Source organism: Dyadobacter sp. CY343, from assembly GCF_021390335.1.
Lineage (GTDB): Bacteria > Bacteroidota > Bacteroidia > Cytophagales > Spirosomataceae > Dyadobacter.
The window spans coordinates 90,034-102,157 of record NZ_JAJUXK010000003.1; the positions used below are offsets into that span (position 1 = coordinate 90,034).

Genomic DNA, 12,124 nt, shown 5'->3' on the forward strand with positions numbered 1-12,124 from the left:
CTCAGGGTGACAGAGAATAGAGGCTCAGGGTAATAAAGAAGTCATACCAAAAAGAGGATTCGCAATCAATGCGAATCCTCTTTTTGGTATCAAACAATAAAATAGCCCCCTCCCAGGGGGTTGGGGGTAAAAATGCCGAATGTCGGCAACAAAAATTTTAAACCATCGGCCCAACTCTCTCCAACAATGCTTTCGTAGCCTTGATACCTTCGCGTTCTGAAAGCTTGCTTCCTTCGTATTCAATACCGGCAATGCCTTTGAAACCAGCGTCTTTTACGATTTTCAGGATTTTGGTGTAGTCTGTTTCGATACAGTTTCCTTTTTCGTCAAAATCATAAGTTTTTGCACTTACTCCTTTTGCGAAAGGCATTAGTTCTTTTGTACCCTGATATCTGTCGTAAGATTCTTCACAGCCGCTGGCGCTTCTTTTGATACAGAAATTGCCAAAATCAGGCAGTGTACCTACGTTTTTCAAATTCACCTGCTTCATCACGCCCGAAAGCCACTGGCCGTTTGACGACGAACCACCGTGGTTTTCAACGATCACATTGATACCCGTTTTCTTCGCGAACTCTCCCAATTTACCCAAACCTTCAACCGCTGCTTTGGCGATTTCCTCGTTTGAACCTTTTCCGAATGCATTGACGCGGATCGTTTTGCAACCAAGGTATTTCGCAGCTTCAACCCATTTGTAGTGGTTTTCAACAGCTTTGTTACGCACTGCCGCATCCAGTTCGCCCAATCCGCCTTCGCCGTCGATCATGATCAAATGCGCAGTAACGCCATTGTCTTTTTGTCTTTTGATCAGGTCGTTCAGGTAAGTTTTGTCTTCCGCTTTGTCTTTGAAAAACTGGTTTACGTACTCGACAATCGATATTCCGAACTCTTTTTTGGCCAGTTCAGGGAAGTCCATGTTTGTCAGTTTTTTGGCAAACAGTTCTTTATGGAGCGACCATTCAGCGAGGGAAATGTCAAACCAAAGCTTTTTTGCAGGCTCAGCTGCAAAAAGATCGGTAAAAGCGGTTGCAGCAAGCGCAGTTGCTCCTGCCTGTTTAAGAAAATCGCGTCGTGAAACGTACATTTTAGGTAGAATTTAGATTAAAAGTTTATTCTTGGATATTGATCTTGGCCTCCGTATAGAGCTTTTCATTCTTCACCAGCTTCGCCGAATCCCACTCGATATCCTGCACAAAAGCGTGTTGACGTACCGGGCAATCGTCGATCCTGCAAAAATAGCAGCATTGGAAAAGACAAGGATCCGCGTGAACGAAAATCTCCGTTTCGCCGGTGTGGTTGTCTTTCAGGGTGTTTTCAAAGTTATGAATTGTTTCGTGGACTTTTTGAAGTTCCCAATAATAGGGAAGCGTCAAATGGCAGTCAATATGCAGGTCGGAACCGTATTGCTGCACGCGCAGGTTATGAACGTCAATCCAATCCTTCTTCTTGTTCTTCTTTAAGGTTTGCACCACTTTTTCAAGCAAAATTTCATCCGTGGCATCCATTAAACCGGCCACCGACTTACTCGCCAGCTGAAAACCGTTGTAAGCCAGAAAAGCACCGAAGAAGAGCGATGCAACGCTGTCGATCCAGTCGTAGCCTGTCAGAATGATCAGACCAACACTCACAATAAGTATCGCGCTACTCACACTGTCCGACATCAAATGCCTTCCATCGGCGATCAGTGCCAGCGAGTTAGCCTTTTTGCCCTCGGTCAGCAGCTTGTAGCCGATTACCGTATTGACCAGAATCGTAAACAATATAAATCCCGAACCTTGCAGCAGATTTTGAATAGGAGCGGGGTTCATCAGCCGCTGCACTGCTTCAATAATAATGAAGAGCGAGGCTATTACGATTAGCGCGCCTTCGAAACCGGCGGAGAAAAACTCGATTTTTCCGTGTCCGTAAGGGTGGTTGCGATCTTTGGGCTGGGCTGAAAGGTATATGCTGTAAAAAGCAAAACCACTGGCAATTACATTGATAATTGATTCCAGCGCGTCGCTTAAAATCGCATTCGAAGAGGTCAGATAATAGGCGAAAAATTTCAGTCCTGTCAGCAGAATGCTGGCTACAAAAGACAGCAGTATGAGACGTTGTTTTCGCTTATTTTGGTTTATTTGCATCTGGGATCTGAAATTCCGGTCCTAAAATTACTAAGAAATTGCGGGTTATGTCCACAGAAAATAACTGGAAAACACTTTCGTCCCAAACTGTATATGAAAACGCCTGGCTGGAATTGAGTCACCGGGATGTGATCAATCCATCTGGCAACAAAGGCATTTACGGACTGGTAAAATTTAAGAATCAGGCGATTGGAGTCATACCTGTAGACGCGGAAGATAACATTTACCTGGTAGGACAATACCGTTACGCGATCGATGAATATTCCTGGGAAATTCCCGAAGGCGGCGGCGTTTTAGGTGCCGACGGACTCGATGCTGCCAAGCGAGAGCTCAAAGAAGAAACCGGTTTGGTGGCCGCTAAGTGGACCAAGCTGGCCCGCATTCACACTTCCAATTCTGCCACGAACGAAGAAGGTTTCCTTTATATAGCAGAGGAATTATCCCAGCAGGAAGCCGAGCCGGAAGAAACGGAAGTTTTACAGGTAAGAAAAGTACCTCTGGCTGAGGCTGTGGAAATGGTAATGCGTTCCGAAATCACAGATTCACTGTCTGTCTGCGCGATTCTGATGACAGCCAGGTTGAAGGGGATCTGATATGCTGGAATCGCTATTTTACGGCACGCTCACCGGCATTGCATTGTGTCTTACTTTCGGGACTGTATTTTTTTCGCTCGTTCAAAATAGCGTAGACAATGGATTCTGGGCAGGTGTAAAGATTTCATTCGGCGTTTTTGTCTGCGATATTATTTTCGTTTTTTTTGCCATTTTCGGCACCGCACTTTTACCTGATATACCCAATTTTAAACAGTATATGGCGGGCGCCGGTGTGGTTTTCCTGATTGTTCTCGGATTGAGCAATCTCATTAAAGGGCAGCCCAGGATCGCTTATCCGCAAACAAGTCTCGGAAATCTGGTCTATTATTTTACAACCGGGTTTTTGTTAAATGGATTAAATCCCGTGAACTTCATCAGCTGGGTTACGATCGCATCCTATATCAGGACCAACCTGCATTACGATATGAACCAGGTGTTACTTTTTTTCGGGGCGAGTGTAGTGGCAGTATTTCTGGTAGAATGCGGGATTGCATTTTCGGCGCAGCGGCTCAAAAGACTATTTACGCCGCGGGTGGTGACCGTATTTAACAAAGTGACAGGCGTGGTTTTTATTCTCATCGCCTGTCAGATCGCTTATACCAATTTTATTAAATAGCTATTCAGCTAAATATCCCTGACTTTTCAGGAAGCTTTTCCAATCGTCGATCAGGAAGTTTTTGAATACGCGCGGAAACTTGTGCTGGCCGCCCATTTTACCTTTTGATTTCATCCAATCGTAAAAAACCTGATTCGGCAGCACAGTGACAAATATTTCCTGCAATGCATGCCGCCGCTCCACCGCGTAATCGTCGTTTAGCTCAGATAATTTTGCGTCCAGTTTTTTCTTCAAAACCTCAGTGTCCACATCTTTTTCTTCGACACCAATATACCATTGGTGCGCGAACATAGTGCCGTGCTCCACGCCGCTTACCGTAAACTCCTTGACAGTCAGTCCCATTTCATCAGAAACCAGATCGATCGCCTTGTTCATATTATCCACCGAAAGGTGTTCCCCACAAAGGCTCAGGTAATGCTTGGTTCGCCCTGTAATGACGATTTCACCCTTTGTTTTATCAATAAACTTGATGGTATCGCCGATCAGGTACCTCCATGCACCAGCACAGGTTGAGAGCAGCAATGCATATTCTTTCCCTTCCTCCACCTGATCGATCATCAGCGTTTCAGGATTCGCTTGCATTGTACCTTCGGAGTCGAAGTTTTCCTGCGTGAATGGGATAAATTCAAAAAATAGCCCGTTATCGCACACCAGCTCCATTCCCTGCGCATTGGGCCGGGTTTGGTAAGCTATAAATCCTTCGGAAGCGAGGTAAGTGTTAATGTAGATCAGCGGGCGGGCGAGTAGCTTTTCAAATCCTTTTCGGTAGGGTTCAAAAGAGACGCCGCCGTGACCGAAAACGCGCAGGTTCGGCCAGATATCGTGAATGGTTTTCACCTTATAATGGTCAATGATCTTTTCCATTAAAAGCTGGATCCACGCGGGAACGCCCACTATAAAGCCGATATCCCATTCGTGCGCCTGCTTGGTAATTTCTTCAAGCTTCAACGCCCAGTCTTTCTGCGCAGCGATTTTTTCTCCGGGCTTGTAATAGGGACGAAACCAATATGGGATCTGTTTGGCCTGGATTCCGCTCAAATCTCCTTCAAAATGCTTGTCCTGATCGTTGAGATTTGTGCTTCCGCCGAGCATTAAGAATCCTTTTTCGTACAGATCGTCGGGAAGGTCTTTGTAATTGCCGAGTGACAGGATCTGGCGGATACTCGTTTTTTGCATCGCCCGGGACATTGCTTTCGTCACCGGAATATGCTTGGTAGAAGCCTCGGAAGTGCCCGAGCTTAATGCGTAATACTTGATCTGGCCCGGCCAGCAAACGTCCTTTTCTCCCTCGATAGACTTATGCCACCATTCGTTGAATATCTTATTGTAGTCGTACACAGGCACCGAACGTTTGTATAGTTCGTAAAAAGCCCCTTTTTCACCAAATAAGATAGAAGATAGCAGCTCGTCGAAATTGTATTTCTCACCAAATTCAGTGTAGCGCGCCTTCGCCAGCAACTTGGCCAGTGTCTTTTTTTGCTGTTGCTGCAGCGTAGCCTTTCTTCTGTTGGCGAATATGTTGCTGTAATGAATGCCTCTCTTTAATATGCTCCCTACTAATGCCATAGTTGATTGATGATTACAGATCCCAGGACGAAAGCTGATTCAGCGCTTCGTAGCCTGTGAGATCATATTGACAAGGGACAACCGAAACATAATTGTTATCGAGCGCCCAAACATCCGTATCTTCTTTTTCTGTGTCAAAATTCACGAACTCGCCCGCCATCCAGAAATAACCCCGTCCATTCGGGTCGACGCGGTAGTCGAATTTTTCCTGCCATTTTGCGTGCGCCTGTCTGCATACTTTGACTCCTTTCAAAGGCAGGTCGCTTTTTGCCGGGATATTTACATTCAATGCGATCCCATTCGGGATCCCGTTTTTAATAGCCTCTTCTGTAATAGATTTCACAAACGGTACCGCGTGACTGAAATCGGCATCTTCCCGAAAATCACACAATGAAAATCCAATCGCCGGGATACCTTCAATCGCCGCCTCGATTGCCGCCGACATCGTCCCCGAATAAAGCACATTGATCGAATTGTTGCTTCCGTGGTTGATCCCGCTTACGACCAGGTCCGGTTTCCGGTTGAGGAGAATATGGTGCTTTGCGATCTTCACGCAGTCGGCCGGTGTGCCGGAGCATTCATATTCATCTACATTCTCAAAAATATGCGTGGAGTATAATCTCAAAGGTTCACCGATCGTAATGGCGTGTCCCATTCCTGACTGAGGGCTATTCGGCGCGACAACTACTACTTCGCCAAGCTCCTGCATGATCTCTACCAGTGTCCGGATCCCTTTGGAAGTAATCCCGTCGTCATTAGTAACTAAAATGAGGGGTTTCATATATTTCTACTTATCGAAAACGGGCATATTGAAGCGCCGTTGCTGCGATGAAGTAATGCTGGTTTTTAAGGTTAATAAATATTTATTTGCAGTTTTAAGCGCTAAATTTAAGCAATATGCCTGCATTCTCAATAAAGCACGCTAACGTAGCCGATATACCGGAGATCATTTCCATCCAGGAAAAAACCTGGGAACCTACTTATGGTGAAATCCTTACGAAGGAACAGATCGACTATATGTTTGATAAAATATATTCTCCGGGGGCACTTAAAGAACAGATGCTGGGAGGCCAGCATTTCCTGCTATTGCTGAATGAAACCCGGCCGGAAGGCTTTGCATCCGTAGCCGAAGAAGAACCTGAAAAGTTTAAGTTACATAAAATATACGTACTTCCTTCCACGCAGGGGACAGGCGCGGGCAAATTCCTGTTACAGGAAGCCGAAAACTTCGTGAGAGGCGCCGGCGGAAAAGTTTTAGCATTGAATGTCAACCGATTCAATAAAGCCAGGCACTTTTACGAAAAGCAGGGCTATACCGTCACCGGCGAAAAAGATATTCCGATCGGCCCGTACTGGATGAATGATTTTATTCTGGAAAAAACTCTTTAAAGTGGCTGTGTCTGCTGCGCCAGCTTCATTTTCTTAATGTTCTTCTTCTGACTTTTCAATCCCTGCAAAGGATGATAATGGTTGCTCTGGCTCACATAATAGCCAGTCCCGTCATAAATACGCTTGCCCGGATGCGCCTTGCATTCGGCTGAACAGGCGCCTTCCATTTCCTCCCCGCACTTCTCGCAAACCGGCACGTGCGTGTTGCATTCCGCATTTGCGCAGTTGATCATCCGGTCGCAGGGTTCGTTGCAAATGTGGCATTTGGAGATCACAGTCGGGTTAATGCTGTTTACATCCACCGTGATCCTATTGTCGAAAACGTAGCATTTCCCGTCGAAATTCTCTCCGCCTTCTTCCAGCCCGTAGCGGATAATACCGCCGTGGAGCTGGTACACATCCGTAAATCCCTGGTCTAGCAGGTAGGCGCTCGCTTTCTCGCATTTGATCCCGCCCGTGCAATAAGTGACGATTTTTTTATCCTTCAAATGCTCAATTTCATGAATATGATCGGGCAGCTCGCGCAGGTTATGCATATCAAATGTGATCGCACCCTTGAACTTGCCGACTTCATGCTCGTAATCAGAACGCATATCCACCAATACTACATCAGGATCATTGATCAGCTTCTTGAATTCAGCCGGTTCGAGGTGTTTTCCGGTTTTTTCCAGCGGATTAACAGGCAGGTCGGAGTTGACGATTTCGTCTTTCACGCGTACGTGCAGCTTTTGAAAAGCCACTTTATCATGCTCCTCAACCTTAAACTGAACGTGACTGAAACGCTCGTCGGAGCGCACGTAATTCATATATGTTTCACAATCCTCAGGCGTACCGGAAACTGTCCCGTTCAATCCCTCAGGCGCCACGATAATGCGGCCCAGCAGGTTGTGTTGCACGCAAAATACGTGATGTTCGTCCCGGTAAGTTTCGGTGTCTGCAATAGGAGAGTAGCAATAATATAGGATTACCCTGTACGGCTTCATTTCAATGGTATTGGTAAAATTATAAGCGGAATTCGAGCGCAAATATACGAATCCCACAACTTCAACGAAAATCAAAAAGCGGCAGTTCGAACTCTGACCGAAATACATACTTTTGCAAATCGCACTCAATCTTAAATCTCAACATAAACAGTTATGCACATTGCAATCATCGGGAATATCGGTGCCGGAAAAACCACGCTGACCCAGATGCTGGGCGAATATTACAAGTGGGATGTGATGTACGAGGCCGTGGAAGGTAATCCCTATCTCGCTGATTTTTACCAGGATATGGATCGCTGGGCATTCAATTTGCAGATATTTTTCCTGAACAGCCGTTTCGCCCAGGTGCAGCAGATCCGCGCTACCACTTACGCCACGATCATCCAGGACCGCACTATTTACGAGGACGCGTACATTTTTGCAAGAAATTTATACGAATCGGGTGTGATGACCGAGCGCGATTATCAGACTTACCAGCTGCTTTTTAAGTCTATTATCAACACCGTTTCCCAGCCAGACCTGCTGATTTATCTCAAAGCAGGTATTCCAAAACTTGTTTCGCAAATTAAGAAACGCGGAAGGAAGTTTGAAGAAGATATTTCAACAGAATACCTCTCCAACCTCAACCATTACTACGAAGATTTTGCGAAGCATTACGACCACGGGAAGATCATAGAAATTGATGTAAACCAAATGGATTTTGCCGCCAATCCGGAAGATTTCAGTACAATAGTCGGGTTGCTGAATAAGGAGCTTTTTTATATTTGATGCTATTTCAGACAGCCTAATGCTTTACGGATCAAATTGTTGCTGGATGCGCTGACAATAAAAATGCGCTTTTCCTCCGGTAGAATGATCTCTATTTTTTCCGTTCCCCGCATTTTCAGTATTTCCTTCGGTGTGAGTGGCGAAGTGAGTGTGAATGCAGTAAACCAGCGACTGCGATCGGAGGAAGTGGTGAAAAGTGAAAAATTGCCGGTATTGGAAATAAAGCGTATTTCTGTGAACATTCTGGCGTGAAATACCAGATCAAGATCCGTGTTATGGTAACTAAAAAGCCGTTCTTCGCCGGTGCGCGAAAGTGTCAGGTATTCACTTTTTCCCTTCAAAGGAATTTCGTGGTAATGCACTTTCTGGTCGTTGGACTCACTGATTTTCTCTTTGCACTGTCCGGAAGCAGAAAAACAGACAAAAATCAGCAGAAAGGCAGTGAAAAAGGGTAGGATCTTGTTGAGGTAAAATTGTCTTTTCAAACGATTCAGTGTTGAGTAGAATTTGCAAACAGGATTTAAATATAGACCCTAAACTCGACCCAAGCAACTAATGCTAAGCTTTTTACGGCAGGGAATTTCTACAAGAAAGGAAATAAAAAAAAGTGCGTTGATCGCTCAAACGCACTTTATCGACTGTGACCAGAAGGAGAGTCGAACTCCTATACCCAAACGGGCACTACCCCCTCAAAGTAGCGTGTCTACCAATTCCACCACCTGGCCGCTATTTGGTTGCAAAAGTAATATTTAAATAATACCTCGCAAGCACGATTTCGAGGTTTTTTGGGAAAGATCTTAATTCCTCACGGCCGGCCGCGGCAAATTAATCGGCTCCACCAATGCATTCAGCGTATAAACAATATTGCCGCCTTTGATTGTCGCCTCAGTTTCAAACCGTTGCTTCCCTTCTATCTTTCCATCGCGCGCATAAAATCCAAATTTTCCCTTCCGCAAGTTCAGCACAGCAATATCAGCAACAGCTCCGACCGACAAATGCCCGAGATCCTCCCGTTTGATCTCCTTCGCCGGGTTCCAGGTACTCGCGCCGATCACACTTTTCAGATCCATTCCCATCGCCATGAAAAACGACATGATATTGTTCATATCTTTCATCGGACCGTTCATGCTGGTAATATGGTGATCGCTGCTGATGGAATTGGGGTAAAATCCCTGCTTGATCGCAGGCTGTCCCTGAGCCAGCAGAAAGCTGGCGCCGCCGAAACCAACGTCGAAAATCACGCCTTTTTTCTGCGCCTCAATCACGTAAGGCTTTACTTTGTTAGTTGAAATGTCAACAATTGATTCCCTTCCCTTCGGAATATTACTGCTGTTTCCACCAAAACAATGCGTGTAAATATCTCCTTTACGGAATTTTTTCAGGAACAATTCTTCCAACGGCAGATAGGGATCAGAACTGCCGAAATCGACCATAACCGGAATGTTTGCCAGCGATGCAGCCTCAATCGCGCGATCGGTTGGGGTCCAGTCGTGCCCGCTGAAATGTGCCAGTTTTACGCCCACGATCTGCTCGGGATACTTTTTGGCCATTTCCGCTGTTTTCGCAGCGTCCATTTCTTCCAGGCTATTTTCAAATTTCCCGCCCGCCATTCCTTCGCCAACTATATTAAGCATAGCCAGCACGCGCGTTTTCGATAAGTCGATAGTTTGCGCCTTGAAGGTTTCGAAAGTTTTCCACCCCGAGCTGCCCGCATCCACCACGGTAGTAACGCCCGACCTAAATGTAAATCCGTCAGGCTGCAACCCGGCCGGGCCATTTCGGTAGGTACCTTTCAAATCCGTTCCCCAGAAATAATGGACGTGAATATCGATCAGGCCAGGCGTCACATACATTCCTTTCGCATCGACTACCTGGACAGCCAGTTTCGGGTCAATATCTTTTGCAACCAGCGCAATCTTCCCGTCAGTTCCGCCGGGAGTGCCTTCCACAGCGATATCCAAAATACCGTCAATATTATTTTTAGGATCGATCACGTGGCCGCCTTTGATAATAATGCTGTATTTCGGTTGCTGCTGCGCCTGCAAGGGTTCGCAGAAAAAGAAAAGTAAAATGAAATATTGTAGACAATTCAGATTCATAGTTTTTAATAGATTTAGGAATATAAAAATGCGGCATTAGCGCTGAATGCGCAATTTAATGGATGTGAAGATTAAATTGAGAGAAATATTTTACTGCTGAAATGCTGAATCTTTAATTTCTTTTTTCAACTCGTGTCCTGTTTTGTAAATCTCGTTTGTATTAGGTTTAACCAGTGCGGTTAGTGCTGGTCTACAAAACATTACAATTTCATCTCTAACAAAATGAACATGGAAGAATACCTGATTTTAATGCGCCTCGACCTGTTGACCAAGGAAGCACAACCTTCACCGGAACAATTGCAGGAATTTATGAAAATGTACAATGACTGGGTCGGCGGAATCGCCGCGCAGGACAAATTTATCGGCGGGAAGGGACTTTCGACCGAAGGTAAAGTGCTCAAATCCGGCGGTATAGAAACCGACGGACCCTTCGTGGAGATCAAGGAATCGCTGGCCGGCTTCATTATGGTCAAAGCAGAAAGTTTGGAAGAAGCAACAAAAATGGCTGCCGCTTGTCCTATCTTATTTGGAGAAGGAAACAGTGTGGAAGTAAGAAAGATCACGTCCGTGCATGAAAAGTAGCAACCTGATCCCGCACTTATTCCGAACCGAATACCGCAAAATTGTCTCGGTACTTTACCGGCGGTTCGGGTTTCGACAAATTGAAATTGCGGAGGATATTGCAAGCGAAACTTTTCTGGTAGCAGCGCAGGCCTGGGGCATTGAGGGAGTACCACCGAATCCTGTGGGCTGGCTTTATCAGGTCGCTAAAAATAAAGCAAAGAACTACCTGCAACGAGACGCAACTTTCGACACGAAAGTTGCGTCAGTTCTTGACATTAACATCCAGGACGATTCTCAAACCGAGATCGATTTATCGCCCAACAATATCAACGACAGCCAGTTGCAAATGATTTTTGCGATTTGTAATCCTGTCATTTCTTCCGAAGCGCAGATCGGATTGTCGCTGCGAATATTATGCGGTTTCGGAATAGGGGAGATCGCCGATGCGTTCAATACGAGTAAAGAGGTGATCAACAAACGTCTGACGCGCGCCAAAGAGAAGCTCAGGGAGCACAATATTCAGATCGAAATGCCCGAACCAGAATTGATCGAAGGCAGGCTCGATTCGGTTTTACTGACGATTTATCTGGTTTTTAATGAAGGGTATTATTCTCAAAGTCAGAACAAAATATTGCGGAAGGAGCTTTGTCTGGAAGCTATGCGGCTTTGCACGATGCTGATCGAAAGTGCGCTGACCAATACGCCCAAAGTAAACGCGCTACTAGCATTGATGTGTTTTCACGCTTCCCGGTTTGATGCGCGCACCGATGAAACCGGAGAGCTTATTTTGTATGATGAACAGGATACTCAACTCTGGAACAGTGACTTAATTAGTAAAGGAGCCTATTTCTTAAACCAGGCAAAGGGCGGAAACCATTTGTCGCGCTATCACCTAGAAGCCGGTATCGCTTTCTTGCACACACAAAAAGGAGATACGCAGGAAAAATGGGAACAGGTTCTGCAATACTATAACCTGCTGCTGCAAATCCAATATTCCCCTGCTGCCGCCCTCAACCGCACGTACGCACTTTACAAAGCCCGGGGCGCCGAAACGGCTATCGGGGAGGCCGAAAAGCTTAATTTGACCAGTAACCATTTCTATTATCTGTTATTGGCAGAACTACATAAAGAAGCCGATCCGGCCAAATCCTCTCAACATCTGGAAAACGCACTTTCTCTGGCAAGAACCGAGGCAGAAAAGCGGGCGATCGGCCGACACCGGTAATGTGGTCCATAATATTGCCATAATGCAATTTTTCTAAAAACTTCTGGTCTCTTTCTTCTGTTTGCGATAGCGTACGATTGTGTCCAATAAACACTTTCTTATTTTTTCGAATATTTGTTTTTGCACCCTGCAATCGTTCCCGGTATCGTTTGCAAAAATAAAAATTAGAAAGTACTTGCTTGCCAGCACCGCCTCGAATAG

Annotated in this window: 13 protein-coding genes and 1 tRNA gene; 6 read left to right on the plus strand and 8 right to left on the minus strand. The window is 45.6% G+C overall.

Annotated elements, in window-relative coordinates:
- Positions 1-157: 157 nt before the first annotated feature.
- Together LZG94_RS08735 and LZG94_RS08740 are read right to left on the minus strand one after the other, a co-directional pair.
- Positions 158-1,081 carry a sugar phosphate isomerase/epimerase gene (locus LZG94_RS08735; protein WP_215233052.1) on the minus strand — a complete coding sequence of 308 codons (924 nt, stop codon included), beginning with the start codon at positions 1,079-1,081 and terminating at the stop codon, positions 158-160.
- 25 nt (positions 1,082-1,106) lie between these two features.
- The gene (locus LZG94_RS08740) at positions 1,107-2,120 is read right to left on the minus strand and encodes a cation diffusion facilitator family transporter (RefSeq protein WP_215233053.1); all 1,014 of its coding nucleotides are present in this window, start codon (positions 2,118-2,120) and stop codon (positions 1,107-1,109) included.
- A 47-nt stretch (positions 2,121-2,167) separates the two neighbouring features.
- Between LZG94_RS08740 and LZG94_RS08745 the strand changes: the two genes are divergently transcribed.
- Both LZG94_RS08745 and LZG94_RS08750 read left to right on the plus strand, forming a co-directional pair.
- The gene (locus tag LZG94_RS08745) at positions 2,168-2,713 is read left to right on the plus strand and encodes an NUDIX hydrolase (protein WP_233791534.1); all 546 of its coding nucleotides are present in this window, start codon (positions 2,168-2,170) and stop codon (positions 2,711-2,713) included.
- Position 2,714: 1 nt separating this feature from the next.
- Positions 2,715-3,329, plus strand: coding sequence for a LysE family translocator (locus LZG94_RS08750; protein ID WP_233791535.1), 615 nt, complete (start codon positions 2,715-2,717; stop codon positions 3,327-3,329).
- Here LZG94_RS08750 and LZG94_RS08755 read toward each other — a convergent pair whose 3' ends face one another.
- On the minus strand, positions 3,330-4,895 hold the full coding sequence (locus tag LZG94_RS08755; RefSeq protein ID WP_233791536.1) for a GH3 auxin-responsive promoter family protein: 1,566 nt from the start codon (positions 4,893-4,895) through the stop codon (positions 3,330-3,332).
- 13 nt (positions 4,896-4,908) lie between these two features.
- Complete coding sequence (gene surE / locus LZG94_RS08760) at positions 4,909-5,676, minus strand: 5'/3'-nucleotidase SurE (RefSeq protein WP_215233057.1); 768 nt, start codon at positions 5,674-5,676, stop codon at positions 4,909-4,911.
- Positions 5,677-5,792: 116 nt separating this feature from the next.
- On the opposite strand from surE, the gene LZG94_RS08765 reads away from it, so the two are divergent.
- A complete protein-coding gene (locus LZG94_RS08765; RefSeq protein ID WP_215233058.1) occupies positions 5,793-6,284 on the plus strand; it encodes a GNAT family N-acetyltransferase in 492 nt (163 codons plus the stop codon).
- On the opposite strand, the gene LZG94_RS08770 is transcribed toward LZG94_RS08765, so the two are convergent.
- A complete protein-coding gene (locus LZG94_RS08770) occupies positions 6,281-7,267 on the minus strand; it encodes a rhodanese-related sulfurtransferase (RefSeq protein WP_233791537.1) in 987 nt (328 codons plus the stop codon). The genes LZG94_RS08765 and LZG94_RS08770 overlap by 4 nt on opposite strands.
- Before the next feature lie 153 nt (positions 7,268-7,420).
- Between LZG94_RS08770 and LZG94_RS08775 the strand changes: the two genes are divergently transcribed.
- Positions 7,421-8,035, plus strand: coding sequence for a deoxynucleoside kinase (locus tag LZG94_RS08775; protein ID WP_233791538.1), 615 nt, complete (start codon positions 7,421-7,423; stop codon positions 8,033-8,035).
- Positions 8,036-8,037: 2 nt separating this feature from the next.
- Here the strand turns inward: LZG94_RS08775 and LZG94_RS08780 are convergent, their stop codons facing one another.
- The 3 genes from LZG94_RS08780 to LZG94_RS08790 all read right to left on the minus strand — a co-directional run bounded on the left by LZG94_RS08780 (position 8,038) and on the right by LZG94_RS08790 (position 10,134).
- Positions 8,038-8,520 carry a hypothetical protein gene (locus LZG94_RS08780; RefSeq protein WP_233791539.1) on the minus strand — a complete coding sequence of 161 codons (483 nt, stop codon included), beginning with the start codon at positions 8,518-8,520 and terminating at the stop codon, positions 8,038-8,040.
- Positions 8,521-8,676: 156 nt separating this feature from the next.
- Positions 8,677-8,760: transfer RNA gene (locus tag LZG94_RS08785), tRNA-Leu, on the minus strand.
- A gap of 72 nt (positions 8,761-8,832) precedes the next feature.
- Positions 8,833-10,134 carry an amidohydrolase/deacetylase family metallohydrolase gene (locus LZG94_RS08790; RefSeq protein WP_233791540.1) on the minus strand — a complete coding sequence of 434 codons (1,302 nt, stop codon included), beginning with the start codon at positions 10,132-10,134 and terminating at the stop codon, positions 8,833-8,835.
- 222 nt (positions 10,135-10,356) lie between these two features.
- On the opposite strand from LZG94_RS08790, the gene LZG94_RS08795 reads away from it, so the two are divergent.
- Complete coding sequence (locus tag LZG94_RS08795) at positions 10,357-10,716, plus strand: YciI family protein (protein ID WP_233791541.1); 360 nt, start codon at positions 10,357-10,359, stop codon at positions 10,714-10,716.
- A complete protein-coding gene (locus LZG94_RS08800) occupies positions 10,706-11,923 on the plus strand; it encodes an RNA polymerase sigma factor (RefSeq protein WP_233791542.1) in 1,218 nt (405 codons plus the stop codon). The genes LZG94_RS08795 and LZG94_RS08800 overlap by 11 nt, the downstream gene beginning before the upstream one ends.
- The last annotated feature ends 201 nt before the right edge of the window (positions 11,924-12,124 follow it).

Coding starts and splice junctions, on each gene's coding strand:
- LZG94_RS08735 (WP_215233052.1), bottom strand. CDS start 1,081: ATGTACGTTTCACGACGCGATTTTCTTAAACAGGCAGGAGCAACTGCG.
- LZG94_RS08740 (WP_215233053.1), bottom strand. CDS start 2,120: ATGCAAATAAACCAAAATAAGCGAAAACAACGTCTCATACTGCTGTCT.
- LZG94_RS08745 (WP_233791534.1), top strand. CDS start 2,168: ATGTCCACAGAAAATAACTGGAAAACACTTTCGTCCCAAACTGTATAT.
- LZG94_RS08750 (WP_233791535.1), top strand. CDS start 2,715: ATGCTGGAATCGCTATTTTACGGCACGCTCACCGGCATTGCATTGTGT.
- LZG94_RS08755 (WP_233791536.1), bottom strand. CDS start 4,895: ATGGCATTAGTAGGGAGCATATTAAAGAGAGGCATTCATTACAGCAAC.
- surE (WP_215233057.1), bottom strand. CDS start 5,676: ATGAAACCCCTCATTTTAGTTACTAATGACGACGGGATTACTTCCAAA.
- LZG94_RS08765 (WP_215233058.1), top strand. CDS start 5,793: ATGCCTGCATTCTCAATAAAGCACGCTAACGTAGCCGATATACCGGAG.
- LZG94_RS08770 (WP_233791537.1), bottom strand. CDS start 7,267: ATGAAGCCGTACAGGGTAATCCTATATTATTGCTACTCTCCTATTGCA.
- LZG94_RS08775 (WP_233791538.1), top strand. CDS start 7,421: ATGCACATTGCAATCATCGGGAATATCGGTGCCGGAAAAACCACGCTG.
- LZG94_RS08790 (WP_233791540.1), bottom strand. CDS start 10,134: ATGAATCTGAATTGTCTACAATATTTCATTTTACTTTTCTTTTTCTGC.
- LZG94_RS08795 (WP_233791541.1), top strand. CDS start 10,357: ATGAACATGGAAGAATACCTGATTTTAATGCGCCTCGACCTGTTGACC.
- LZG94_RS08800 (WP_233791542.1), top strand. CDS start 10,706: ATGAAAAGTAGCAACCTGATCCCGCACTTATTCCGAACCGAATACCGC.